Consider the following 23,464-nt stretch of genomic DNA (forward strand, 5'->3'; position numbering starts at 1 on the left):
CTGCCGTCCTTGCGTCAGCTGGCGCGGCTATAAAGCAGCACGGTCACCGGCTGGTAATCGCGGCCGAGGTGAAAAACCTTGGCGCGCAGCTTGTCGGGCTGGCCGGTCACGGTCAGCGGCTCGGCCAGGGCCTTCTGGGCAGCTTCGAGCGCGCTGCAGGCGTCGACGTGGATGCACCGGTCGCGCTGGAACGCGTCGTCCTGGCCCGCCAGGGGCTGGACGGTAAATCGGTTGGTCTCGATCATATAGGGGGCTTCTCGTCGGATTCCGTGAACGAAGTCTTCCGCGCCGACGGTTAACGGGAGGTTAAGGGTCGGCGCCTGCGAGAGCGGTCTTCTAGCACGTCGGAGGCGTCCCGCCCACTCCCGCCGCGCGGCCCGGAGATGCGCTGGGCGCATGGCTCGGGACGGAACCTTTCAGACCGCGAGCCGGTAGAAGCGCGCCGCGTTCTCCCCGAAGGCCTTGCCCATCCCGTCCGCATCGAGCCGCGCGCCAAGCAGGGCCCGCGCCGTGCCGATCACCCGCTCATAGGGCGCCGCGAGCAGCGCCACCGGCCAGTCGCTGCCATAGATCAGCCGGTCCGGCCCGAAGCACTCGACCACATGATCGACATAGGGGGCGAGGTCGTCCGGCATCCAGCGCGCGTGGTCGGCTTCGGTCACCATGCCCGAGACCTTGCAGTGCACCCCTTCGTGAGCGGCGATTTCGGCCATCAGGCTGCGCCAGGGGTCGAGCGTGCCCGCCGCGATCGCGGGCTTTGAGACATGGTCGATCACCGCCCGCAGCTCCGGTACCTCCTCGAGCGCCTTCAGCACATGGGGCAGGTGGCGCGGAAAGGTCAGGAAATCGAAGGCGAGGCCCGTTTCCGCCAGATGCTTCAGATTGGCAAGCACGGTGGGGCGCAGGATATAGGCGTCGTCCTCGAGATCCTGCAGCATGGGCCGGATCCCCTTGAACTTGGCGTGCTCGGCGAGCGCGGCCAGCCGGTCGGGAAAATCGCTGCGCTCCATGTCGACCCAGCCCACGACGCCGGCGATGAAATCGGTCTCCTCGGCGAGCGAGAGCATGAACCGCGTCTCGTCCTCGGTGTCCGCCGCCTGCACGGTCACGGTGTAGTCGACGCCGGCCGCCTTCAGCTCCGGAGCGAGATCGGCCGGCAGGTAGTCGCGATAGAGCACCGCATCGTCCGGGCTCATCCAGCCATAATCTCCCCGCGCGGGCTTCCAGAAATGCTGATGGGCGTCGATCACGGGCATGGGTCTACTCCTCGGTTTTCTCCGGTCTAGCGCAGGCCGGGCCGGCCTGCCTAGGGTGGGGCGAAACTTATCGGGTTGGTTTGGGAACCGGTTTGCTCCCGGTGGCGTTGCGCCCCGCAAAGGGGATCAAATTCATGCCACAATCGACCACCGCCGCGCGGCGCGGATTTTCATTCTGGGCGCTGCTGGCCCTGGCCATCATCGTGATCGGCTTCGGGCTGCCGATCGCGGCAGGCGGCGTCTGGCTGATCACGCTGGGCGGCTCGTGGTACTATGCGATTGCCGGGCTCGGGCTCATCGTCTCTGGCGTCCTGATCTTCCGCCGCGACATTATCGGGGTCTGGCTCTATCTCGCGGTCTATGTCGGAACGCTCGCCTGGGCGCTCTGGGAAGTCGGGGTCGATGGCTGGGCCCTCGTGCCACGCGTGGTCGCGCCCACCGTGATCCTGCTGCTCGTGCTCATCGCCATCCCCGCGATGCGCCGCCGTAGTGATCAGGGCCTGCCGCGCGGCGCGGTGACGGCCGGGCTTGCGGGCATCGCCGCCATCGGCGCGGCCGGCTTCCTCTATCTCTCCGTCGAGGAAGGGCCGGTCCAGGCCCAGCAGGTGACGCCCGAAACCCCGACCGAAACCAATATCGTTCCGCCCGCGGCGCCGCCCGCCGATGAAACGGTGCCGAGCGGTGTCGAGCCGTTCGACGCTCCGCAGGCGCCGCTGCCCAATCTCGAGCCGGGCGATCCCATCCCCGATGGGCCGACGCTCGGCGCCGATCCCGCGCCCGGTGGTCCGGTCGAACCGGAAATCGTCACGCCCGAAACCACCTACGCGCTCTTTGAGACGGGGGTCGACTGGCCCGCTTATGGCGGCACCAATCACGCCACCCGTTATTCCCCGCTCAACCAGATCACGCGCGACAACGTCGATCAGCTCGAAGTCATCTGGGAGTTCCGCACCGGCGACCTCCCCGAGGGCGACGAGGCTTTCGGCAATCAGAACACCCCGATCAAGATCGGCGATCGCGTCCTCTTCTGCTCGGCGCTCAACAAGGTCTTCGCGGTGGATGCAGCGACCGGGCTCGAGTTCTGGCGCTATGATCCGGGCGTTTCGACCGATGCCATCGGCTACAATGCGAGCTGCCGGGGCCTCGCCTATTACGAGGCGCCCAACCTCACCGTCGGCGATCTCTGCGCCACCCGCGTGCTGATGCAGACGCTCGATGCGCGCCTCATCGCGCTCGATGTCGAAACCGGCCAGCTCTGCGCCGATTTCGGCAATGGCGGCATCGTCAACCTGCTCGAAGGCATCGGGGACAGCGCGCCGGGCTTTTATTCCCCCACCTCCCCGCCGACCGTCGTGCGCAACATCGCCGTCGTCGGCAGCCAGGTCAGCGACGGGCAGACCCGCGAGGCCCCCTCGGGCGTCATCCGTGGCTACAATGCTGAAACCGGCGTCCTTGAGTGGGCCTGGGATTTGGGGCAGCCCGATCTCGAGCTGCCGCTCGCCGAGGGCCAGGTCTTCACCCCCGGCACGCCCAACATGTGGACCATCGCCTCGGGCGATGATGCGCTGGGGCTCGTTTACCTCCCCATGGGCAATTCGGCCGTAGACTATTGGGGCGGCGATCGCAGCGAGGAGGAGAACACCTATTCCTCCGCGCTCGTGGCCATCGACGTCACCTCGGGCGAGGTCGAGTGGTTCTACCAGACTGTCCACTACGACATCTGGGACTACGACCTCGGATCCCAGGGCACGCTCGTCGACTTCCCGACCGAAAACGGTCCGGTCCCCGCGGTCATCCTCCCCACCAAGCAGGCGCAGTTCTTCATCTTCGATCGCGCCACCGGCGAGCCACTGGTCGAGATCGAGGAGCGCCCGGTGCCCCAGGGCGGCGTCGAACCCGAACGGCTTTCGCCCACGCAGCCCTTCGTCGTCGATTTCCCCGATGTGCTTAAGCCCGATATCGAAGAGCGGCACATGTGGGGCACGACGCCGCTCGACCAGCTCTGGTGCCGCATCCAGTACCGGCAGGCGAGCTATCAGGGCCGCTACACGCCTCCGACCTCCGAAACCCACTGGATCCAGTATCCGGGCTATAATGGCGGCTCGGACTGGGGCGGGGTCGCCGTCGACACCCAGCGCAACATCATGGTGACCAACTACAACGACACGCCCAATTACAACCGCCTCGTCCCGCGCGAAGAGGTGGACGAGATCGGGGTCGTGCCCATGGGCGATCCGGCCTATCAGAGCAATCCGGACACCAGCGTCTCCCCGCAGGTCGGCGCACCCTATGGCATCGACGTCAATGCCGGCTGGCGCGTGCCCTTCACCGGGCTTCTCTGCAAGCAGCCTCCCTATGGCGGCATCGCGGCGATCGATCTCAACACCCGCGAAGTACTCTGGGATCGTCCCTTCGGCACCGCGCGCAAGAACGGGCCCTTCGGCATCCCCTCCATGCTGCCTCTCGATATCGGCACCCCCAATAATGGCGGCGCGGTCGTGACGGCAACCGGGCTCATCTTCATCGGCGCGGCCACCGACGATCTGATCCACGCGATCGACATCGAGACCGGAGAAACGCTCTGGCAGGATGCCCTGCCGGCGGGCGGTCAGGCGGGCCCGATGATGTACGAGGCTCAGGGCCGGCAGTTCCTCGTCATCAATGCGGGCGGGCACGATTTCATGGAAACGCCCATCGGCGATTACTTCATCGCCTATGCACTGCCCGAATAAGCCCTTTGCAGGGCCGGCTCGCCGCGCGCTCCATTTGGGCGTTGCGGTGGGCCGGCCAAACCGACACACTCGGGGTGGACTGCCCCGACCCGCCCGTCCCGAGGAGAGATCGTGCAGCCTATGACCGGGCCCTTCGATGCCTATTGCGGTCCGCCGCCCGCGCCCGATGCGCTCTGGACGAGCTGGAACCTCGATCCGGTCCTCCTGTTCGCGTTTGCGCTCGTCACAGCGCTCTTCCTCACGCTCCGGCGAAACGCGTCGCTTTTTGAACTGCGCGCCTTCGCGGGCGGCATGGCGCTCCTCGTCATCGCCTTCGTCTCCCCGCTCTGCGCGCTGACCACGGCGCTCTTTTCGGCGCGCATCGTCCATCACCTCCTGCTCGTCGCCTTCGCTGCGCCGCTCCTCGCGCTCGCGCTGCCCTGGCGCGCCATGCATCGCCTCACGACGCCGGTCTTCATTTTCCACACCGCGGTCTTCTGGGCCTGGCACATTCCCGATGCTTACGCCTTCGCGCTCAGCGACACGCTGGGCTATTGGCTGATGCAGGCGAGCCTTCTGGGCTCGGCGCTGCTGCTCTGGCAGGCAGTACTGGGGCAGGGGGCGCTCGCAACGCGGCTTTCGGTGCTGCTCGGCTCGATCATCCAGATGGGGCTGCTCGGCGCGCTCCTCACCTTCGCCCCGGTGGCGCTCTATGCCCCGCATTTCGACACGACCGCGCTCTACGGCATGACCCCGCTCACCGACCAGCAACTCGGCGGACTTCTCATGTGGGTTCCGGCCGCGCTGCCCTATCTCGGCGTGGCGTTGATGCTCGTCCTGCCGCTCTTTTCGGGCCGGGACGGGCGCGCGGGAGAGCCCAATTGACGAGTGCGCTCCTGCCCTATCTGACCACGGTTTTCAAATTCGTCCATGTTTCGGCCATCGCCCTCTGGGCGGCCGGGCTCCTCGCGCTGCCGGTCCTTTACCTGCAGCGCCCGCACACCGCGAGCGGCCCCGATCTCCACCGGCTCCACCGCTTCGTGCGCTATTTCTATACCGTGCTCTTTTCGCCCTCGGCCTTCGTCGCCATCGGCTCGGGCATCGCGCTCATCTTCCTGCGCCAGACCTTCGATCCATGGTTCACCGCCAAGCTCTTCTTCGTGGCGATGATGGTGCTGCTGCACGTCCTTTCGGGGCTGATGATCCTGCGGCTCTTCGAGCCCGAAGGCGAGTATCACTTCTCGCGCTTCATCATCGTCACGGTGCTCAACATCCTCGTCGTCACGGCAATCCTCGCGCTCGTCCTCGGCAAGCCCGAGCTACGCTTCGAGTTTCCGTTCGCGGAGGCCTTCGTCCCCGGGGCGCTCGGCAGCTTCGTCTTCGATCACTTGTTGGGCGATATCATGAGGCCGACGCCATGATCGAAGACCAGCTTGCCGCCATGCCATCCGGCAAATCCGGTCACGATGCCGGTCAGCGTGGAAAGCACGAGCCCGTGCGGCAGCACCGCTTCGGGATAGACGAGCCGCAGCCCCCAATTGGCGCCGGCCAGCGCCAGCAGCGTCATGGCGGCGACGGCGTGGTTCCAGCTCGCCACGCGCACGCGTATGCCGGTGACGAACAGCAGTTCGGCCGTTCCGACCAGCGCCGCCGCCACCCCGAAGCCGAAGGCGAACCCGGCCGACCAGACGCCGGCGCGCAGCCAGAACGGATCGGCGGTAAACCAGTAGAAAATGTCGGCGCCCAGCGTCGCGAACACCAGCGCGATCGGAAAATGCACGCTCATGGCATGGATCGGATGGCCCGCGACAGCGATGGCCGAGTTGATGTCCTTTTCGGCGACGGCCTGGATCACGGGGCTCGGATGGTCCGCGCTCGCCTCGGGCTTGTGCTCGTGAGCGCGCGCCACCTCGTCGGCCTTCTCGTCGCCTTCTTTGGACATGCGCGGTCTCCTTGGGTCGGGGGAAGTTTCGGGCCTCGGCGCCCGGCTGTCCAGAGGGCGGTGCGGGCGGTTTTGACAAGCGCAACGATATTGCCGCTCGCCGGTTGCACCGGGCTCCTTTCCACTCTCGATCCCGCCGGTCCTGCCGCCGCGTCCATCGCCACCCTCTGGTGGGTGATGTTCTATGGCGCGACGGTGCTCTTTGCCCTCGTCGCGGTGCTGCTCGCCATGAGCTACTGGCGTTCCGGCCTTATCCGCCGCTTAACCCCGCTCCAATGGATCCTCGGGCTCGGCGTGGGCATGCCGGTCGTCGTCCTCACCGCGCTCGTCACCACCGCCTTCGTGCAGGGGGAGGGGCTGCTGCCCCATCGCGATGGCGTGCGGCCCGTCACCATTTCGGTGCTCGCGCGCCAGTGGCGCTGGGAGTTCGCCTATCCCGAAAGCCCCGGCGTCGGGCCCACCATCGGCGTTCTTCACATGCCCGCCGGCGTGCCGGTCGATCTGACGCTCGAAAGCGCCGACGTCATCCACGGCTTCTGGATCCCGCGGCTCGGGGGCAAGCTCGACGCCATCCCCGGCCACGTCAACGTCGTGCGGCTCCTTGCGGACCAGCCCGGCCGCTATCACGGGGTCTGCGCCGAATTCTGCGGAGACGGCCACACACAGATGCGCTTCGAGGTCATCGCCCACGCGCCCGAAGACTACCAGGCAGCGCTGGAGGCGAGCCGATGAGCGAGACGATGGAACAGGGCCCATCGCCCATCGCCCGGCACAAGGCGCTCGAGGGCATCTGGGGCACCGGCCCCGGCCTAGAGCGGCTCGCCGCGGTCAACCACAATATTCTCGGCAAGCGCTTCATGGTGGCGGCGCTCGTCTTCTTTGCGATCGGCGGCATCCTCTCCATGCTGATCCGCGCCCAGCTCGCCACCCCCAACAGCGCTTTCATCGGGCCCGAGATCTATAACCAGATCTTCACCATGCACGGCACGGTGATGATGTTCCTCTTTGCCATCCCGATGTTCGAGGGGCTGGCCATGTATCTCCTGCCCAAGATGATCGGGGCGCGCGATCTCGCCTTCCCGCGCCTCACCGCCTACGGGTTCTGGTGCTACATCTTCGGGGGCACGATCCTCGTCGTGTCGATGCTTTTCGGGGTCGCCCCCGACAGCGGCTGGTTCATGTATACCCCGCTCTCGTCCCAGCCCTATACGCCCGGCATCAATGCCGATGTCTGGCTCCTCGGGGTCACCTTCGTCGAGATCTCGGCCATGGCCGCCGCCGTCGAGATCATCGCGACCATCCTCAAGATGCGCGCGCCGGGCATGTCGCTCGACAGGATGCCCATCTATGGCTGGTACATCCTCGTCACCGCCGGCATGATGCTGATCGGCTTTCCTCCGCTGATCCTGGGGTCCATCCTGCTCGAGATGGAGCGGGCCTTCGACCTGCCCTTCTTCGATCCCACCCGCGGGGGCGATCCGCTCCTCTGGCAGCATCTGTTCTGGCTCTTCGGGCATCCCGAGGTCTACATCATCTTCCTGCCTGCGGCGGGTGCGCTCTCCACCATCATTCCGGTCTTTGCCCGCCATCCGCTGATCGGCTACCGGGCGATCGTCGTGGCGATCATCGCCATGGCCTTCCTCTCCTTCGGGCTCTGGGTGCACCACATGTTCACGGTGGGCATTCCGCATCTGGCGCTGGCGTTCTTCTCGGCGGCGAGCGCGCTCGTTGCCATCCCCACCGCCGTGCAGATCTTCGCCTGGATCGCCACCATCGCCCATGGCCGGCCGCGCTTTTCGGTGCCCATGCTCTACGTCATGGGCTTCTTCTTCGTCTTCGTCATCGGTGGGCTCACCGGGGTGATGCTGGCCATGGTGCCGTTCAACTGGCAGGCGCACGACACCCATTTCGTCGTCGCGCACCTCCATTACGTCTTGGTCGGCGGCTTCGTCTTCCCCATGCTCGCCGCCGGCTATTACTGGCTGCCCCACATCACGGGGCGGCTGCCGCTCGCCCGGCTCTCGGTGCCGGCCTTCTGGCTCATCTTCATCGGGTTCAACGCCACCTTCTTTCTCATGCACATCACCGGGCTCATGGGCATGCCGAGGCGCATCGCGACCTATCCCTCCAATTTCGGCTGGGACTGGCTCAACCTCCTCTCCTCGGTCGGCGGGTTCATCCTCACCATGGGGTTCGCGCTCGTGCTGCTCGACATCATCATGATGTTCAAGTTCGGCAAGGGGTTCAGGCGCGATCCCTGGCAGGCCGGCACGCTCGAATGGGCGACGCCCACCCCGCCGCCTTCCTATAATTTTGCCGCCATTCCGCGGGTGACCGAGCGGGCAGACGGGCTCTCCCCGCGGCTTCTCGGTCCGCAGCTGGCGCGCGGCGAAGGCTATCTCGCCCATACCCGCAATGGCTGGCAGGAGACGCTTGGGGTCGACATGACCACGGGCGAGCCCGACCAGATCATCATCCTGCCCCGGCGCACCTATCTGCCGCTCGTCAGTGGGCTCGTCACGGCCGCGGTTGTCCTCTGCATGCTCTTCAAGCTCTACTGGTTCGCGCTCGGCGCGCTCGGGCTTCTTGTCGTCACCTTCCTCTTCTGGGCCGCCGCCGTCGGCAACAAATCCGATATCGGGCCGCTGCCGGCGGGGCAGGGGATCTCCCTGCCGCTCGATGGCGAGGTCAAGGGTTCCCCCACCTTCTGGGGGGTCGTGCTGCTCCTCGCCGCCGATGCGACGCTCTTCGCCTCGCTGCTCTTCGGCGCCCTCTTTCTCGTCGTCGTCGCGCCGGGCTGGCCGCCTCCGGCCCTGCTCGAGGGCGGGTTCGTCCCGGGCATGGTGGTGGTGCTCGCCGCAGCCGCCGGCGCCGGGCTCGCACGGCTCGGTCGCCGGGCCAATGCCGCCAACGCCTCGCCCATCGCCATGCAGCTGGGCGCAGGGCTTGTGCAAGCCATTGCGCTCGGGGCCATCTTCTGGCTGATCGCGGCGCTTCCCGATCCCACGGCCCACGCCTATTCGGCGACCAGCCTCGCACTCCTCGTCTATCTGCTCGTCCACAACGGCATCGCCTTCATCGTCGCCGTTCACGCCGCCTGGCGCTATCACGCCGGCTTCGTCTCGGCGCGCCGGGCGACCGATCCGCGCCTCGCCGTGCTCTGGGGCGATTATGCGGGCTTTGCCGCGCTCGTGGGCATCCTCATGCTGCTGGGCCTGCCCTTCCTCGCCACGCTCGGGGGCGGGCTATGAGCACGAGCCCGGTTCCCGCCATCCGCTTCTGGCTCCTGCTCCTCGGCTTCATCGCCTGGAGCGGTGCGTTCGTCCTGCTCTACGGTATGCTTTCGGTCGGGTGTGCCGCCGGCTGGCATCTTCAGATGGTCGGCCCCATGAGCCTGCAGCGCCTGATGCTGGTCGGTCTCTTCATCCTCAGCCTCGCCGGCATCGGGCTTCTGACCTTCGTGCAATATCGCGGCTGGAAGGCGCGCCGGCGGGAGCGGCCGGCGCCAAACGACTTCCTCATCGCCGGGGGCTTCTTCGCAAGCCTTGCGGCGCTGGGGGCCACGGCCTTCACCTTCGCCCCGGTCGTCGCGCTCAGCCCCTGCCTCTGAACGAAAAAGGGGGACGGAAGCGCCTCGGCTTCCGTCCCCCTTCAAGGTCTTGCTATCGGGATCAGTGGTTGTCGCGCGGCACGCCGAAGGTCTGGGCGATCTTCTGGTACGCCACGGCCGGCTTCAGCACCGCGCCATTGCCCATCTGGTCGACCAGCCCGCGCTGGATTTCCTGCCACGGGGTCTGGTGGGGCGGGTATTTGTAGCCGCCTTCCGCATCCAGCGCCGCGCGCCGGGTCGCGATTTCCTCGTCCGAGATCAGGATGTTGGCCTCGCCCCTGTTGAGGTCGATGCGCACCCGGTCCCCGGTCTTGAGGATGGCGAGATTGCCGCCGGCCGCCGCTTCGGGCGATGCGTTGAGGATCGAGGGCGAACCCGACGTGCCCGACTGCCGTCCGTCACCGATGCAGGCAAGCGAGGTGATGCCCTTTTTGATGAGGTAGGCGGGGGGCCGCATGTTCACGACTTCAGCCGCGCCCGGATAGCCGATGGGGCCGGCGCCGCGCATGAACAGCAGCGTGTTCTCGTCGATCCCGAGCGCCGGATCGTCGATCCGGTCGTGATAGTCCTCGGGGCCGTCGAACACCACCGCCTTGCCCTCGAAGGCGTTCGGGCTGTCGGGGTTGGAGAGGTAGCGGTCACGGAACTCGGGCGAGATCACGCTCGTCTTCATGATCGCGTTGTCGAAGAGGTTGCCGCGCAGCACCACGAACCCGGCCTCGGCCTTCAGCGGCTGGTCGTAGGGGCGGATCACCCGCTCGTCCTGGATCGGGGTCGTGCGGCAGTTCTCGCCGATGGTCTTGCCGTTCACCGTCAGCGCGTTCTCGCGGATCAGGCCCTGGCCCATCAGTTCGTTGACCACCGCCGGCACGCCGCCGGCATGGTAATAGTCTTCGCCCAGATATTCGCCCGCCGGCTGCAGGTTCACCAGCAGCGGCACGTCGTGGCCCTCGGTCTGCCAGTCGTCGATCGACAGCGGCACGCCCATGTGGCGGGCAATGGCGTTGATGTGGATCGGCGCATTGGTCGAGCCGCCAATGGCCGAATTGACCACGATGGCGTTGTGGAACGCGTCGCGCGTCATGATGTCGGAGGGCTTGAGGTCCTCATGCACCATGTCGACGATCCGCTTGCCCGTGCGCCAGGCCATCTCTTGCCGGTCGCGATAGGGCGCTGGGATGGCCGCCGAGCCGGGCAGTTGCATGCCAAGCGCCTCGGCAAGCGAATTCATCGTCGTCGCCGTGCCCATGGTGTTGCAATAGCCGGTCGAGGGTGCCGAGGAAGCGACGAGCTCGATGAACTGCTCATAGCCGATCTCGCCGGCCGCCATCATCTCGCGGGCCTTCCACACGATGGTGCCCGAGCCGGTGCGCTCGCCCTTGTGCCAGCCATTGAGCATCGGGCCGACCGACATCGCGATCGCCGGGATGTTGACGGTCGCCGCGCCCATAAGCATTGCAGGGGTGGTCTTGTCGCAGCCGATGGTCAGCACCACGCCGTCGAGCGGGTACCCATAGAGCACTTCGACGAGCCCGAGATAGGCGAGGTTGCGGTCGAGCCCGGCCGTCGGGCGCTTGCCCGTCTCCTGGATCGGATGGACCGGAAACTCGAGCACGATGCCGCCCGCCTCGCGAATGCCTTCGCGCACGCGCTGGGCCAGCACCATGTGGTGGCGGTTGCAGGGGGAAAGGTCGGACCCGGTCTGCGCGATGCCGATGATGGGCTTGCCCGACTGCAGCTCTTCGCGCGACACGCCGAAATTCATGTAGCGCTCGAGATAGAGCGCAGTCATGTCCGGGTTGTGGGGATTGTCGAACCAGGCGCGCGAGCGCAGCTTGCGGGTGCCGTTGGCGTCCTGCGCATGTCCGTTGTGGGAATGGCCATTGGGCCGGCCATCATTGTCCGCTGTCATAATGTCTTCCTGAACTGTGCGTGCCGCGTGCAGGCCCGGGGGCCGCGGCGGCGTCTCCTCGTGACGCGCCCGAGGCGCGACTAATCATACTATTTATCGTTCCCTGCGCCATTTGGCGATGGGACAAACGCAGCACGGGCGTCGAAATCTCGCGCAAAGCGGGCGGCCGTGCCCTTGCGGCCCGCGCGCCCGCGGCTATTGTGCGCGCCGAAGAACAAGGAGACTTCCCTCATGCACATTCTGATCATCGGCGCCGCCGGCATGGTCGGGCGTAAGCTGACCAATGCGCTCGTTGCAAGCGGCACGCTGCGCGGCAAGTCGATCGGCGCGCTCACCCTCGCGGATGTGGTCGAGCCTGCGGCGCCCGAATTTTCCGGCGACGTCAAGCGGATCGCGATCGACATGTCCGCCCCCGGCGCGGCCAAAACGCTCGTTGCCGGCCGTCCTGACGTCATCTTCCACCTTGCCGCTATCGTCTCGGGCGAGGCGGAGATGGATTTCGACAAGGGCTACCGCATCAACATGGACGGCACCCGTGCGCTGCTCGAGGCCATCCGGCATGAAGGTCAGCGCGAGCCCTGGACCCCGCGGCTCGTCTTCACCTCCTCGATCGCGGTCTTCGGCGCGCCGTTCCCAGACGCCATTCCGGACGAATTCTTCTCCACCCCGCTCACCAGCTACGGCACCCAGAAGGCGATCTGCGAGCTCCTGCTCAATGATTATTCGCGCCGCGGGTTCGTCGATGGCATCGGCATCCGCCTGCCCACCATTACCATCCGCCCGGGCAAGCCGAACCTCGCCGCTTCGGGCTTCTTCTCCAACATCCTGCGCGAGCCGCTCGCGGGGCAGGAGGCGATCCTGCCCGTCAGCCGCGACGTGCGACACTGGTTCGCCAGCCCCCGTGCTGCGGTCGGCTTCCTGCTGCACGCCGCCGAACTCGATACCGCCCCCATGGGCTGGCGCCGCACGGTCAGCCTGCCGGGTCTCTCGGCCACGGTCGGCGAGGAGATCGAAGCCCTGCGCCGCGTCGCGGGCGAGAAGGCCGTCGCGCTGATCCGCGAAGAGCCCGATCCCGCAATCATCCGGATGGTCGATGGCTGGGCGAAGAATTTCGACACCAAGCGCGCCGAAGCGCTCGGCTTCAAGGCCGAAAAGACCTTCGACGAGATCATCACGGCCCATATCGAGGACGAGCTCGGCGGCCGGGTCGGCTAGGCGCGCGCCTCGATCGCGGCGAGCATGGCGGCATAGGCGCCGTCATGCCGGCCGGCATGATTGTCCATGCCGGGGCGTGTCAGTATGCCCCGGCGTGGCGGAATGAAGCTCGAGATCGTCTCGCGCCGCGCCTCCCGCCAGTTGATGTTGAAGGCGGCGTAGCGGGGAAAGAACTCGAGGTCGTCATAGGGCAGGTGGTCGTGCACCCACCAGGCCATCGCCTCCCAATCCCCCGTCGCCTCGTAATAGGGAATGAACCGCGTCAGCACGATGCAGGCCGTCGCGCCCATATGCCCGTCCGCATCGCGCCGGTCCCAGATGTGGCCGGCGAAATTGGCCGCATTGGCGGCGCAATTGTAGCCCTTCTCATTGCCGAACGCGTTGACTTCCGCGCTCCTGAACGCGGACCGGATGGCGATGCGCCCGAAGCGCGCCTGCAGGGGCTCGAGCAGTTCGGTGCAGAGCCGCGTGCCCGCCGCGATGGCGAGCTCGGGATCGTCAGGCACATTGGCGAGCCCGTGGATCGCCGCGATCTCGGAATAAAGGAAGTCGCGCATGAAGAAATGCTCGGAAAGCCGCACCCGCCCGAGCTCCTCGAGCATCCTGACGCTTCTTGGTCGCCGCATCCCCGTCTCCCTTCCATGGTGCGTCCGATGAACGCCGGCGGCCCCGTCCGGCTCCGGCTCTCCCGGCAGAAAGGGTTCTCCCTTGCCGCGCTCTCGGAGGCGGTCAATGGCCGCGAGGCAGTGATCGTCGCGCGCCCGGGGCGGTGGGGCAACCCGTTCGCGATCGCCGCAATCGCCGCCGAGACCGGCCTCCCGTCAGCCCAGGTACAGGCCGAAGCCGTCTCGCGCTATGGGCGCTGGCTCGCCGGGCAGCTCGATCCCGCTCTCTCCCCCGGCCCGGCGCCGACCGAGGAGAGCGTTCGCGCCGCGCTCAGAGGTCGCAACCTCGCCTGCTGGTGCGCGCCCGGCACCCCGTGCCACGCCGACATCCTGCTCGCGCTTGCCAATCGCGCCCTTTGACTTCCCCGACGCCTGTGGCAATGTCGCGCCCGCAAAAGAGGAGAGCTGCACGTGAGACAGACCTGGCGCTGGTTCGGACCCCATGATTTGGCAAGCGTGGACGACATGGTCCAGGCGGGCGTCGAAGGCGTCGTGAGCGCGCTCCACCACGTGCCCAACGGTGTCGTCTGGACGCCCGAGGAGATCGCCAAACGCCAGAACGAGATCGCGCACTTCAAGAGCGGCGCGCCCTCTGGCATCGCCTGGGAGGTGATCGAAAGCCTGCCGGTCTCCGAGGACATCAAGAAGCAGAAGAACGACTGGCGCGCCCATATCGAGAACTACAAGACCTCGATCCGCAACGTGTCCGCCGCCGGGCTCAAGGTCATCTGCTACAATTTCATGCCCGTGCTCGACTGGACGCGGACCGATCTTCGCTGGCAAGTGCCGAGCGGGGCGACCTGCATGCGCTTCGACATCAATGATTTCGCGGTCTTCGACATCCACATCCTCGCCCGCGAGGGTGCCCGCGCCGATTATGGCGACGCCATCGCCGAGGAGGCCGCGCGGCGCTTTGCCGATATGGACGAGCCGACCCGCGCCGCGCTCGGGCGCACCATCACCACCGCGCTGCCCGGCTCCACCGAAACCATGACGCTCGATCGGGTGCGCGAGCATCTGGCCGAATATGGCGAGATTTCCCCCGACCAGCTCCGGCAGCATTTCATCGATTTCCTTGAAGAGGTCGTGCCCGTCGCCGAAGAAGAGGGCGTCCGGCTCTGCTGCCATCCCGATGATCCCCCGTTCTCGCTCCTCGGCCTGCCGCGCATCATGTCGACGGCCGAGGATTACGCACGGATCCTCGAAGCGGTCGACAGTCCCTCGAACGGCATGACGCTCTGCTCGGGCTCGCTCGGCGCGCGCCCCGACAACGACCTGCCCGCCATCATGAAGCGCTTCGGGCCCAAGGTGCATTTCCTGCATCTGCGCAACGTCACGCGTGACACTGCCGATCCGGTGAGTTCCTTCTTCGAGGACGAGCATCTCGAAGGCGGCACCGACATGGTGGCGCTCATCGCCGAGATCGTCCGCGAGGAGCGCCGGCGCAAGGCCGAGGGCCGTGCCGATCACCAGATCCCGATGCGGCCCGACCACGGGCAGGACATCCTCGATGACCTGCAGCGCCGCTCGCAGCCCGGCTACCCCACCATCGGCCGGCTGAAGGGCCTCGCCGAACTGCGCGGCGTCATGCACGCCCTCGAGCACCCCGCCTACGGCCTCAGGGACTGAGATCAGCGCGGCGGCAGGGCGGCCTCGGCCAGCTCTGCCGCCGCCGCCTATTTCTCGAACTGGCCCGCCGGCACGACGAGCCGGTAGCCGATGCGGCCGGGGGCGACGCGATAATCGGCGTGGCCCCCTACCGAAAGCGGCACGATCCGTTCGAGCACGAGCGTGCCGAAGCGGGGCAGGGGCTGCTCCTCGCGTCCGGGCCGCGTCTCCTCGTCCCATTCCATGATCATCACGGTCTTGCCCTCTTCCTCTCCGAAGAGCGCCCGGACGATCACGCGGCCAGCGCCCTCGCGCGAGAGCGCGCCATGAAGGCTGGCATTGGTCACGAGCTCATGGATGGCGAGCCCCACATGGAGCGCTGCATTGGGCCCGAGCATCGGGTCCTCGCCCTCGATCCGCAGCGCGTCGGCAGGGGGCTGGCCCACCCGCGCAACCTGCGAATGAACGAGTGCCCGGAAGAGCGTGCCGCGCCAGTCGGATTCGGTCACGAGGTCCTGCGTGCTCGAAAGCGCGTGCAGCCGGCCGCGGAATTTGTCGAGGAAGTTCTCGATCGATCCGCTCGAATGGCGCGCCGTCTGCATCGCGACGCTCTGCACGATCGCGAGCAGGTTCTTTGAGCGATGACTCACCTCGCGCATCAGGCTCGTCATCGCCCGCTCGCGCTCACGCCATTCGGTGATGTCCTTGAGGGTGGTCAATATCCCCATCGGCGCGCCGTCGGCATCGGTGTCGGGGCAGATGATGACTTCGAAGAGCCGGCTCGAGAGGCCCTGCCGGATCTCGACCTCGAGCGTGCGCTGGTGGCCATTGGTGAGCACGGCCGCCTGCGCGTCCAGAAGCCCCTGGGCATGCGCCTCGCTCAGTCCGCGTGCAACGCTCTCGCCCAGAAGTGCGCGCGCCGGCCAGTCGTCGGGCAGGTTCTCGACCAGATCGTAGACGAGGTCCCGATCCTGGTGCAGCACGCAGGTATTGCTTTGCCTGAGCCCCGATTCTAGCGCGCGCAGGCGCATCGTATCGTGCTCGGAGAGACCCTCGTGCGGCATCGCGGTGTCCTGAGTTCGTGCCGTTGCCGTCTGCCGCTGGGCGGGCCGGGCGGGCGTTGCTCGAAATCCCGGCAGGGCCGGGGGCGCAGGGTCGAGGGTCGTTCCGGTGCTGGGCGTTCCTCTGGAGTTCGGTCAGGGCCCGTTCGCCTGTCACAACGGGGCGGGCATCTTTATGTTCCTGCGCCAAAATGCAAAAGCCGGGGAAATCCCCGGCTTTCGATCACTCTTTCGTCTTCTGGTTCACGCTGCCGCGCGCGAACCCTCGTCGAAGAACAGCGCCTGGCTGATCAGCGCCTTCACCATGTCCGGATTGAACGGTTTGGTGACGAGGAAAGTCGGCTCGGGCCGCTCGCCGGTCAAGAGCCGCTCGGGGAAGGCGGTGATGAAGATGACCGGGATCGCCTGGCTTGCGAGGATGTCGTTGACCGCGTCGATCCCGGAGCTGCCGTCGGCAAGCTGGATGTCGGCGAGGATCATCTTGGGGCTGGTCTTCTGGAACAGCGCCACCGCTTCCTTGTGGGTGCGGGCGATCGAGACCACCTTGTGACCGAGGCTCTCGACGAGCTGCTCGATGTCCATGGCGATCAGGGGTTCGTCCTCGATGATCATGATCTCGGTCGCCACCTGGCGGGAGATCTCTACCGAGGCTTCCTCGAGAAGCTTGGTGAACTCTTCGTCGCTGACCGACAGCACTTCGGCCGCCTGCGCATTGGTGAAGCCTTCCACCGCAACCAGGAGGAAAGCCTGCCGGGCGCGGGGCGTCAGGTTCGCCAGATTGGTGCGGGCCCGCTGCTCCCAGGGAAAGGTCGAGTTGGGCTCTGGAATTTCGACCGAAGAGGACGAGAAGATCGCCGAAAAGAGCTTGTAGACCGCAATGCGGTCGCTCGAAGCTTCGGGAAAGATCGAGACGTCGGCGATCAGGGCTTCCAGCGTCGCCGCCACATAGGCGTCGCCCGATGTCTGGGAACCGGTGGTCGCGCGCGAAAAGCGCCGCAGATAAGGCAGATGCGGTGCAATCCGCATGGAAAGGCTCATAGAATTACTCCCTGGACGCTTTGGTAGGTGAGTCACCAGCATTCAGAACGGGCGCGTCATAATATCGTTCCCGGGCCCGGAACTTTTTTTGCTGCGGGGCATTTGGCTCCCCAGCAGTCTGCAATCCAGCGTCGTTGCATCTCCCAGGGAAGCTTATGAAAGACAAGCCGACGATGAACGAATTGAGTTCGCTTCGCCCAAGACGGCCCGAGGACGGGCTGGGCCCAAATTCTGATATCGGCGTCAAGCTGCGCGCGCTCTATGGCGCTGTGCAGGATGAAGGCATACCCTCTCATCTTCTCGATCTGCTTGAGAAGCTCGACGAGAGTGAAGCACGCGCCCGCGGCGCGAGCGAAGGCCATTCCGCAAAGGGGCAAAAGTGAGTAGCGAACTCAACGCTGACAGCACCGGCTTCAAGCGCGAGCTTCTGGCGACGCTGCCAAGCCTGCGCGCCTTTGCGGTCTCGCTTTCTGGCAAGCATGACAAGGCCGACGATCTCGTGCAGGACACGATGATGAAGGCCTGGGCCAAGCAGACCAGCTTCGAAATGGGCACCAATATCAAGGCCTGGCTCTTCACCATCCTGCGAAACGAATTCTATAGCCAGATGCGCAAGCGCGGCCGCGAAATCCAGGACAGTGACGGGGCCTTCACCGAGCGGCTTTCGGTCCACCCCTCCCAGTATGGCGTCATGGATCTCGCCGACTTCAAGAAGGCGCTCGACGCGCTGCCGGACGACCAGCGCGAAGCGGTCATCTTGATCGGGGCATCGGGCTTTTCCTATGAAGAAGCCGCCGAGATCTGCGATTGCGCCGTCGGCACCATGAAGAGCCGCGTCAGCCGTGCCCGGACGCGCCTGGCCGACCTCCTGAAGGTGTCGGGCGAGGCTGATTACGGCCCGGATGCGGTTTCGACCCAGGTGACGACGCAGCAGCACCTGACCTGAAGACAGTTCGGGCCGCCCATCCGGCGGCCCTTTTTCACGCCGGCTCGGATGCGCCCTTGAGCGCTCTTGCACAGGCTCCGAGGAGGTCGGCTTCGTTGAACGGCTTCACGACCACCGGAACCTCCGGCGAAAGCCGCCGGCGCAGCGCCAGATCCCCCGTGCTCACGACGACGCCGACCCCGCGGCTGCGCAACGCGTCTGCCATGGCGTGGGCGTCCATATCGTCATGGGGCGTGTCGATGATGGCGATGTCGAAGGCGCTCCACTCGCCTTCGAGGCGCGCCGCCTCCTCGAGCGAGCGCGCGAACACCGTCCGCCCGGTTTCGGCCTGTTCGAGAATGCGCTGGATGTCGAGGGCGATCAGGAATTCCTGCTCGATGATGAGGACGCTTCTGCCGTTGAGCATGAGGTGCTTTGCTTGCCCTTCTCGTTGAAGCGCGCACACTCGCGGAAATCCCTCCTCCATGTCATTTAACTTTGACATGCGGATAAGCGCGCCCAGATCGCCAGCCCGCTGGCGTTTTCCGCGCCCCTCGGCGATAATGGGGCCAATTCGAGCCGAGAGCGTCACCCTGCCGACACCGACCCGCCGTATTCCCTGTGAGCGTTGCCCGCTGCGGCTGCTGCCGCATTTCCGGCCATTCACCAAGACCGAGCTCGACTTCGTCTCGCAGTTCAAGCGGGGCGAGCTCGTGGCCGAGGCCGGCTCGATCATTCTCTCCGAGGGCGCGCACAGCGCGCATCTTTACACCGTGCTCTCGGGCTGGGCGTTCCGCTACAAGACGCTCGAGGACGGGCGCCGTCAGATCCTCAACTACCTGCTTCCGGGCGACCTCATGGGCCTGCAGGGCTCGGTGATCGGGGAGATGCAGCATTCGATCGAGGCGCTGTCGCCGGTCGTGCTCTGCGTCTTCGAACGCGACCGGCTCGACGAACTCTTCGCCTCCCATCCCGGGCTCGGCTTCGACATCACCTGGCTCGCCGCGCGCGAGGAGCGGATGCTCGATGAGAACCTTCTGAGCGTTGGGCGTCGCACCGCCTTCGAGCGCGCAGCCTATCTCGTCGCCTTCATCCACCAGCGCGCTTCGGTGCTGGGGCTCAGCGGCAATTCCCGGCTCGTCATCCCCATCACCCAGCAGCACGTCGCCGACACGCTCGGGCTTTCGATCGTGCACACCAACAAGACCTTGAAGAAACTCTCCGATCGCGGTCTAATCCGTTGGCATGACAGGGCGTGCGAGGTTCTCGACATCGAGGGGCTTCGCGCGGCCGCAGGGTGGACCGAGCCCCCCGAAGGGGTGCGCCCACTCATCTGAGAGGCCAAACTCTTGCCATGGGCGCGGCTTAGAGCCGTGTGAAGGCCCGGTGCGTCAGGGGCGTGCCGGTATTATGAGCGGGGCAAGTATGACACAGGCTGCGACCGAGGCGGCACCGGCTGCGCGAGCGCGCACGCGGGGGCGCCGGAAACTCGCCTTCATCGGCGCGCTGTTGCTGCTCGTCGGCGCGGCCGTCGCCGTCATCGTGCTTGCGCGCGGGATCGATGGCGAGGGCGACGCGGCCGGCCACGCCCATGTCCAGCGCGAGCGCGCCCGTGAAGTGCTGCTCGATCTCGCCTCCGCTGAAGCGGCGCAGCGCGCCTTCCTCCTCCACCGCGATCCCGCTTTCCTCTCCTCCTGGTCGGCATCCGCCGAGCGCGTAGGGGCGAGTTTTGACGCGCTCGTTGCCGGGCTTCCCGGGCAGTCCGAATTCCGTCAGCCGCTCGTTGATCTCGCCGCGCCCGTCGCCGATACGCAGCAGGCGATGTCCGAGACCATCCGGCTCGCCGAAGCGGGGCGCTGGGCCGAAGCCATCGCCCGGGCCGGCAATCAGGGCCTCCGTGCCGAAGCCGACGCGATCCGCGCCGCGCTCTTTTCCTTCATCAACGCCCAGGATGCCGCCTTCGCCGCGCGTGGGGAGGCCGAGACGCGCAACCGCATGCTGCTGCTCGTCGGCATACTCGGCGCCCTCGCGGCGGCAGGGCTGCTCGCCTGGGTCATCTTCGCGCGCAGCCAGCGCCAGCTCGCCGAACTCATCGGCCTGCGCAATCGCCTCCGCAGCGAAAACGAGACGCTCGAGGACCGGGTGCGGCGTCGCACCGCCGAGGCCGAGGAGGCGCGCGCCCATGCCGAGCGCGAGCGGTCGCGGGTCGAGACGCTGCTACAGGACACCAATCACCGCATCGGCAATTCGCTCGCCACCGTATCCTCGCTTCTTGCGCTGCAGGTGGGGCGCAGCCAGTCCGATGACGTCCGCGCCGCGCTCGAAGCCGCCCAGGGCCGCATCCACGCCATCGCCTCGGCCCATCGCCGGCTGCGGCTCAGTGACGACATGGAAACCACGAGCGCGGGCGAGTTCCTCCATGCCGTGGTCGAGGACCTCCACTCCACCCAGTCCAATTCGAGCCGCGTGCGCTTCGTCACCGAATTCGTACCGCTCGTGATCAGCGCCCGCGACGCCACCACCCTCGGCATCCTCGTCGGCGAGCTCGTCACCAACGCGCTCAAGCATGCCTTTGCCGGCCGCGAGGGGGGCACGCTCTGGGTCTGCCTGCGCCGCGACGAGAACGGCATCGAGCTCTGCGTCGATGACGACGGCAATGGCTATACCGGCGATCGTCCGCGCTCGGATACCGGGCTCGGCGCGATGATCGTCAAGCAGCTGGCGCGCCAGTTCGGCGGCGAGCCGCGCTATGCCATCCGCGAGGATGGCGGCACGAGCGTCTGCGTTTCGCTGCCCGAGCTCGGCATCGGTCCCTGATCGGCGGAACCGCCATCATCCCGATGCGTTCTGAGCGCACCGGCCGGGGCTAAGTGCCGGCTCAACCCCCTTCGGGAGACGGCCAGTATGCACTTCATCGGCGTGCTCAACCGCAATGGCGGCACCCTGCGCACCATGGACATCGACGCCTTTTGCGCAGAAGCCACCGACATCTTCTCGCGCCATGGCCACACCCTCGATTGCCGCGCCGTCGAGGGTGACGACCTCATCGAAGCGCTCGAAAAGGCCGCGGCCGAAGAAGGCGCCGACGCGATCCTTGCCGGGGGCGGGGATGGCACCATTTCAGCCGCCGCCGATATCGCCTTTCGCACCGGCACTCCGCTCGCCGTGCTGCCGGCGGGCACGATGAACCTCTTTGCCCGCGCCCTCCACATGCCGCTCGACCTCACCGAAGCCCTCGAGGCCATCGCCGGCGGCGAGCTCTTTTCGGTCGATATCGCGACGGCCAATGACAGGCCCTTCGTGCACCAGTTCTCCGTGGGCATCCACACGCGGCTCGTGCGCATCCGCGAGGGCCTTGTCTACAAGAGCCGCATCGGCAAGATCGCCGCGAGCCTGCGTGCGGTGAGCGCCGCGATCGTCAATCCCCCGCGCTTTTCGGTCGAAATCGTCACCCCGCGCGGCACCGAGCGGCGCGAGGCTTCTGGCATCTCCATCTCCAACAATCTCTTTGCCGAAGGCCATATTCCCCATGCCGACGTGCTCGATCGCGGCGTCCTCGGGGTCTATCTCGCGCGTCCGATGACAACGGGCGAGCTCTTGCGCCTCTGTCTCGGCGTCTTCAGCGGGCGCTGGAAGGACAATCCTTTCGTCACCGAGCGTGAGGTCACCGGCATCACCCTCAATTTTCCCCGCCGCCGCCGCTCCGACCAGGCCGTCGTCGATGGAGAACTCATCCGGCTCGAGCGCACGGTGCGCCTCCAGATCCATCCCGGTGCGCTGCGCGTCGTCGCGCCGAAACCCGAAAGGGAAGAGGCCGCGGCCGCATGAATCGAGGCCCGGGCTGTTGACATCGGAGGGCCGAGCCTGTCCGTTGTCAGCCATGCGTTAGGGGGCATGCCAGCTATGTGGGAACGAACAGGTACGGTGGCCGTTTGGCCTCCAGCGCGCGATCGGCTGTGTCCGAGACGCGTCGGTACATGCGTTTTCCGGACGGTCCAGTGATCTCTAAACCAGCTTCGCTTCCCGACGATGTCTGGGAGGCCGTCATCTCAAGCCAGCGCCTCGACGTGCTAGAAGCCCTCGGCGTGATGGATGCCGACGAGGACGCTGATTTCGATCGGCTGACGCGGCTCGCGGCCGCCATTTTCGGCGCGCCGGTCTCGCTCGTGACCGTTATCGATGCGCGCCGGCAGTGGTTCACTTCCCATCACGGCACGACGCTCACTGAAAACGCCACGGAAAACACCTTCTGCGCCCATGCGCTCACCAGCGACGAGCCGTTCACCGTGCTCGATGCGACGCAGGACCCGCGTTTCGCCAATAACCCGATCGTCACCGGCCCAACCCATGTGCGCTTTTATGCCGGCGTGCCCGTGTCCGTTCACGGGCAGAAAGTGGGGTCGATCTGCGTCATCGGCATGGAGCCGCGTGATGCGGTGAGCGCGGATCAGCTCGCCCAGCTCTCCGATCTCGCAGCGGTCGCGGGCTCGCTCTTTGCATTGAAGGACGAGGCCCGCGTGCGCGCGCGCACCGCCGCCGAACTCATCAAGGAGGAGTGGCGCCACGCCCTCACCCTGGAGGCGGGCAAGGTCGGCAGCTGGGTCTGGGACATCCGCACCGGCGAGATCGTCGCCAACGACATCCTGCGGCGCATGTTCGGCATCGAATCGAGCGCCCCGGTGACGTTTGAGAGCATTATCGCAGCGATCCATCCCGACGATCGCGAACGGGTCAAGACCGCCCTCATCGAGGGCTCTGCGGATGGTCAGGATTATTTCGCCGAGTTCCGCCTCCTCGGCGGTGGCTGGCTCATCGGGCGCGGGCGGGTCTATCAGCGCGATGCCGGCGCCGAGCCGCTCATCATGATGGGCGTCAATATCGACGTCACCGATGCGCGCGAAGCGGCCGAGCAGACCCGTATCCTGCTGCGCGAGCTCAATCACCGGGTCAAGAACACGCTTGCGATGATCCAGTCGCTCGCCCGGCAGACCTTGCGTCGTACGCCTGATCCGCAGCGTTTCATCGATGCGTTCTCAGGGCGGCTGCGTACGCTTTCGGAAGCGCACAGCCTGCTCGCGGACCGTGACTGGACCGGCATCGGCATTCTCGAGCTGATCGAAACCCAGGTCGGCCCCTATCTTTTGTCCTCCACCGACCAGCTGGTGATCGATGGAGACGACCTGCAATTGCCACCCGATCATGCGCTCGGGCTCGGGCTGATCCTCCATGAACTTGCGTCCAATGCGGTAAAGTTCGGCGCGCTGTCGACCCCGCGCGGGCGCATCGCCATCTCCTGGACCGGTCCGGTGGGTGCAGAGCGGCGCGTGGATTTCCAGTGGCGGGAGGAGGGTGGGCCGCAGATCTCCGCTCCGGTCGAGCCGGGCTTCGGCACGCGGCTCATTGAGCGCAGTCTCGACAAGGTCCTCGACAGCAAGGTCACGCTCGACTACGCGCCCGAAGGTGTGCGCGCCGCGCTCAGCTTCCCCATGATCGTGCCGGAGGCGCGCCCGCATTACTGAGC

Annotated in this window: 23 protein-coding genes; 15 read left to right on the forward strand and 8 right to left on the reverse strand. The window is 66.5% G+C overall.

The genetic code is table 11. The annotated features are described in order from the left end of the window. Window positions 1–14: 14 nt before the first annotated feature. Both EMQ25_RS02670 and EMQ25_RS02675 read right to left on the reverse strand, forming a co-directional pair. A complete protein-coding gene (locus EMQ25_RS02670) occupies window positions 15–245 on the reverse strand; it encodes a hypothetical protein (protein ID WP_127186999.1) in 231 nt (76 codons plus the stop codon). Window positions 246–416: 171 nt separating this feature from the next. Further along, on the reverse strand, window positions 417–1,256 hold the full coding sequence (locus EMQ25_RS02675) for an amidohydrolase family protein (RefSeq protein ID WP_127187000.1): 840 nt from the start codon (window positions 1,254–1,256) through the stop codon (window positions 417–419). A 134-nt stretch (window positions 1,257–1,390) separates the two neighbouring features. Here EMQ25_RS02675 and EMQ25_RS02680 point away from each other — a divergent pair, with 134 nt between their 5' ends. The 3 genes from EMQ25_RS02680 to EMQ25_RS02690 all read left to right on the forward strand — a co-directional run bounded on the left by EMQ25_RS02680 (window position 1,391) and on the right by EMQ25_RS02690 (window position 5,388). Next, window positions 1,391–3,988 (forward strand): outer membrane protein assembly factor BamB family protein, encoded by a 2,598-nt coding sequence (locus tag EMQ25_RS02680; RefSeq protein ID WP_127187001.1) that lies wholly within the window; start codon window positions 1,391–1,393, stop codon window positions 3,986–3,988. Between the two features lie 120 nt (window positions 3,989–4,108). Then, window positions 4,109–4,852 (forward strand): cytochrome c oxidase assembly protein, encoded by a 744-nt coding sequence (locus EMQ25_RS02685; RefSeq protein ID WP_127187321.1) that lies wholly within the window; start codon window positions 4,109–4,111, stop codon window positions 4,850–4,852. Beyond that, window positions 4,849–5,388 (forward strand): CopD family protein, encoded by a 540-nt coding sequence (locus EMQ25_RS02690; protein ID WP_244606443.1) that lies wholly within the window; start codon window positions 4,849–4,851, stop codon window positions 5,386–5,388. The genes EMQ25_RS02685 and EMQ25_RS02690 overlap by 4 nt, the downstream gene beginning before the upstream one ends. On the opposite strand, the gene EMQ25_RS02695 is transcribed toward EMQ25_RS02690, so the two are convergent. After that, window positions 5,352–5,909, reverse strand: coding sequence for a DUF2231 domain-containing protein (locus EMQ25_RS02695; RefSeq protein WP_127187002.1), 558 nt, complete (start codon window positions 5,907–5,909; stop codon window positions 5,352–5,354). The genes EMQ25_RS02690 and EMQ25_RS02695 overlap by 37 nt on opposite strands. Window positions 5,910–5,999: 90 nt before the next feature. Between EMQ25_RS02695 and coxB the strand changes: the two genes are divergently transcribed. The 3 genes from coxB to EMQ25_RS02710 are packed head-to-tail and all read left to right on the forward strand — an operon-like array spanning window position 6,000 to window position 9,519. Next, window positions 6,000–6,641 carry a cytochrome c oxidase subunit II gene (coxB, locus tag EMQ25_RS02700; protein WP_244606444.1) on the forward strand — a complete coding sequence of 214 codons (642 nt, stop codon included), beginning with the start codon at window positions 6,000–6,002 and terminating at the stop codon, window positions 6,639–6,641. Further along, window positions 6,638–9,160, forward strand: coding sequence for a cytochrome c oxidase subunit I (gene ctaD / locus EMQ25_RS02705; protein ID WP_127187004.1), 2,523 nt, complete (start codon window positions 6,638–6,640; stop codon window positions 9,158–9,160). The genes coxB and ctaD overlap by 4 nt, the downstream gene beginning before the upstream one ends. After that, on the forward strand, window positions 9,157–9,519 hold the full coding sequence (locus tag EMQ25_RS02710) for a hypothetical protein (protein WP_127187005.1): 363 nt from the start codon (window positions 9,157–9,159) through the stop codon (window positions 9,517–9,519). The genes ctaD and EMQ25_RS02710 overlap by 4 nt, the downstream gene beginning before the upstream one ends. Window positions 9,520–9,580: 61 nt before the next feature. Here EMQ25_RS02710 and EMQ25_RS02715 read toward each other — a convergent pair whose 3' ends face one another. Next, window positions 9,581–11,431: an IlvD/Edd family dehydratase gene (locus tag EMQ25_RS02715; protein WP_127187006.1), complete on the reverse strand. Its 1,851-nt coding sequence runs from the start codon at window positions 11,429–11,431 to the stop codon at window positions 9,581–9,583. Window positions 11,432–11,662: 231 nt separating this feature from the next. Here EMQ25_RS02715 and denD point away from each other — a divergent pair, with 231 nt between their 5' ends. Continuing rightward, entirely contained in the window at window positions 11,663–12,646 is a 984-nt protein-coding gene (gene denD, locus EMQ25_RS02720) for a D-erythronate dehydrogenase (protein ID WP_127187007.1), read from the forward strand. Here the strand turns inward: denD and EMQ25_RS02725 are convergent. Then, window positions 12,643–13,272 carry a hypothetical protein gene (locus EMQ25_RS02725; RefSeq protein ID WP_127187008.1) on the reverse strand — a complete coding sequence of 210 codons (630 nt, stop codon included), beginning with the start codon at window positions 13,270–13,272 and terminating at the stop codon, window positions 12,643–12,645. The two genes, denD and EMQ25_RS02725, sit on opposite strands and share 4 nt — an antisense overlap. A gap of 27 nt (window positions 13,273–13,299) precedes the next feature. Here EMQ25_RS02725 and EMQ25_RS02730 point away from each other — a divergent pair, with 27 nt between their 5' ends. Together EMQ25_RS02730 and uxuA are read left to right on the forward strand one after the other, a co-directional pair. After that, window positions 13,300–13,671 carry a DUF4326 domain-containing protein gene (locus EMQ25_RS02730; RefSeq protein WP_244606445.1) on the forward strand — a complete coding sequence of 124 codons (372 nt, stop codon included), beginning with the start codon at window positions 13,300–13,302 and terminating at the stop codon, window positions 13,669–13,671. Between the two features lie 51 nt (window positions 13,672–13,722). Continuing rightward, entirely contained in the window at window positions 13,723–14,940 is a 1,218-nt protein-coding gene (uxuA, locus tag EMQ25_RS02735) for a mannonate dehydratase (RefSeq protein WP_127187010.1), read from the forward strand. Between the two features lie 47 nt (window positions 14,941–14,987). On the opposite strand, the gene EMQ25_RS02740 is transcribed toward uxuA, so the two are convergent. Both EMQ25_RS02740 and EMQ25_RS02745 read right to left on the reverse strand, forming a co-directional pair. Beyond that, complete coding sequence (locus EMQ25_RS02740) at window positions 14,988–15,983, reverse strand: sensor histidine kinase (protein ID WP_127187011.1); 996 nt, start codon at window positions 15,981–15,983, stop codon at window positions 14,988–14,990. A gap of 240 nt (window positions 15,984–16,223) precedes the next feature. After that, window positions 16,224–17,018, reverse strand: a complete 795-nt coding sequence (locus tag EMQ25_RS02745; RefSeq protein ID WP_127187012.1) for a response regulator — start codon at window positions 17,016–17,018, stop codon at window positions 16,224–16,226. Window positions 17,019–17,173: 155 nt separating this feature from the next. Between EMQ25_RS02745 and EMQ25_RS02750 the strand changes: the two genes are divergently transcribed. Together EMQ25_RS02750 and EMQ25_RS02755 are read left to right on the forward strand one after the other, a co-directional pair. Continuing rightward, window positions 17,174–17,401 (forward strand): NepR family anti-sigma factor, encoded by a 228-nt coding sequence (locus EMQ25_RS02750; protein ID WP_192895615.1) that lies wholly within the window; start codon window positions 17,174–17,176, stop codon window positions 17,399–17,401. Further along, window positions 17,398–17,964 carry an RNA polymerase sigma factor gene (locus tag EMQ25_RS02755; RefSeq protein WP_127187013.1) on the forward strand — a complete coding sequence of 189 codons (567 nt, stop codon included), beginning with the start codon at window positions 17,398–17,400 and terminating at the stop codon, window positions 17,962–17,964. The genes EMQ25_RS02750 and EMQ25_RS02755 overlap by 4 nt, the downstream gene beginning before the upstream one ends. A 34-nt stretch (window positions 17,965–17,998) precedes the next feature. On the opposite strand, the gene EMQ25_RS02760 is transcribed toward EMQ25_RS02755, so the two are convergent. Beyond that, the gene (locus EMQ25_RS02760) at window positions 17,999–18,370 is read right to left on the reverse strand and encodes a response regulator (RefSeq protein WP_127187014.1); all 372 of its coding nucleotides are present in this window, start codon (window positions 18,368–18,370) and stop codon (window positions 17,999–18,001) included. 136 nt (window positions 18,371–18,506) lie between these two features. Between EMQ25_RS02760 and EMQ25_RS02765 the strand changes: the two genes are divergently transcribed. The 4 genes from EMQ25_RS02765 (at window position 18,507) to EMQ25_RS02780 (ending at window position 23,462) form a co-directional block, all read left to right on the forward strand. After that, window positions 18,507–19,280, forward strand: a complete 774-nt coding sequence (locus EMQ25_RS02765; RefSeq protein ID WP_127187015.1) for a Crp/Fnr family transcriptional regulator — start codon at window positions 18,507–18,509, stop codon at window positions 19,278–19,280. An 88-nt stretch (window positions 19,281–19,368) separates the two neighbouring features. Beyond that, window positions 19,369–20,760 (forward strand): sensor histidine kinase, encoded by a 1,392-nt coding sequence (locus tag EMQ25_RS02770; protein ID WP_158625931.1) that lies wholly within the window; start codon window positions 19,369–19,371, stop codon window positions 20,758–20,760. Between the two features lie 87 nt (window positions 20,761–20,847). After that, window positions 20,848–21,771, forward strand: a complete 924-nt coding sequence (locus EMQ25_RS02775; RefSeq protein WP_127187017.1) for a diacylglycerol/lipid kinase family protein — start codon at window positions 20,848–20,850, stop codon at window positions 21,769–21,771. Between the two features lie 170 nt (window positions 21,772–21,941). Beyond that, window positions 21,942–23,462 carry a sensor histidine kinase gene (locus tag EMQ25_RS02780; protein ID WP_158625932.1) on the forward strand — a complete coding sequence of 507 codons (1,521 nt, stop codon included), beginning with the start codon at window positions 21,942–21,944 and terminating at the stop codon, window positions 23,460–23,462. Window positions 23,463–23,464 lie beyond the last annotated feature (2 nt).

Origin of the sequence: Arsenicitalea aurantiaca (assembly GCF_003994485.1) — a bacterium.
Classification (GTDB): domain Bacteria; phylum Pseudomonadota; class Alphaproteobacteria; order Rhizobiales; family Devosiaceae; genus Arsenicitalea; species Arsenicitalea aurantiaca.

What these genes read in the sequence shown, in the direction of transcription:
- EMQ25_RS02670 (WP_127186999.1), bottom strand. Translation starts at nt 245, where the DNA reads ATGATCGAGACCAACCGATTTACCGTCCAGCCCCTGGCGGGCCAGGAC.
- EMQ25_RS02675 (WP_127187000.1), bottom strand. Translation starts at nt 1,256, where the DNA reads ATGCCCGTGATCGACGCCCATCAGCATTTCTGGAAGCCCGCGCGGGGA.
- EMQ25_RS02680 (WP_127187001.1), top strand. Translation starts at nt 1,391, where the DNA reads ATGCCACAATCGACCACCGCCGCGCGGCGCGGATTTTCATTCTGGGCG.
- EMQ25_RS02685 (WP_127187321.1), top strand. Translation starts at nt 4,109, where the DNA reads ATGACCGGGCCCTTCGATGCCTATTGCGGTCCGCCGCCCGCGCCCGAT.
- EMQ25_RS02695 (WP_127187002.1), bottom strand. Translation starts at nt 5,909, where the DNA reads ATGTCCAAAGAAGGCGACGAGAAGGCCGACGAGGTGGCGCGCGCTCAC.
- ctaD (WP_127187004.1), top strand. Translation starts at nt 6,638, where the DNA reads ATGAGCGAGACGATGGAACAGGGCCCATCGCCCATCGCCCGGCACAAG.
- EMQ25_RS02710 (WP_127187005.1), top strand. Translation starts at nt 9,157, where the DNA reads ATGAGCACGAGCCCGGTTCCCGCCATCCGCTTCTGGCTCCTGCTCCTC.
- EMQ25_RS02715 (WP_127187006.1), bottom strand. Translation starts at nt 11,431, where the DNA reads ATGACAGCGGACAATGATGGCCGGCCCAATGGCCATTCCCACAACGGA.
- denD (WP_127187007.1), top strand. Translation starts at nt 11,663, where the DNA reads ATGCACATTCTGATCATCGGCGCCGCCGGCATGGTCGGGCGTAAGCTG.
- EMQ25_RS02725 (WP_127187008.1), bottom strand. Translation starts at nt 13,272, where the DNA reads ATGCGGCGACCAAGAAGCGTCAGGATGCTCGAGGAGCTCGGGCGGGTG.
- EMQ25_RS02730 (WP_244606445.1), top strand. Translation starts at nt 13,300, where the DNA reads ATGAACGCCGGCGGCCCCGTCCGGCTCCGGCTCTCCCGGCAGAAAGGG.
- EMQ25_RS02740 (WP_127187011.1), bottom strand. Translation starts at nt 15,983, where the DNA reads ATGCCGCACGAGGGTCTCTCCGAGCACGATACGATGCGCCTGCGCGCG.
- EMQ25_RS02745 (WP_127187012.1), bottom strand. Translation starts at nt 17,018, where the DNA reads ATGAGCCTTTCCATGCGGATTGCACCGCATCTGCCTTATCTGCGGCGC.
- EMQ25_RS02750 (WP_192895615.1), top strand. Translation starts at nt 17,174, where the DNA reads ATGAAAGACAAGCCGACGATGAACGAATTGAGTTCGCTTCGCCCAAGA.
- EMQ25_RS02760 (WP_127187014.1), bottom strand. Translation starts at nt 18,370, where the DNA reads ATGCTCAACGGCAGAAGCGTCCTCATCATCGAGCAGGAATTCCTGATC.
- EMQ25_RS02765 (WP_127187015.1), top strand. Translation starts at nt 18,507, where the DNA reads ATGGGGCCAATTCGAGCCGAGAGCGTCACCCTGCCGACACCGACCCGC.
- EMQ25_RS02770 (WP_158625931.1), top strand. Translation starts at nt 19,369, where the DNA reads ATGACACAGGCTGCGACCGAGGCGGCACCGGCTGCGCGAGCGCGCACG.
- EMQ25_RS02775 (WP_127187017.1), top strand. Translation starts at nt 20,848, where the DNA reads ATGCACTTCATCGGCGTGCTCAACCGCAATGGCGGCACCCTGCGCACC.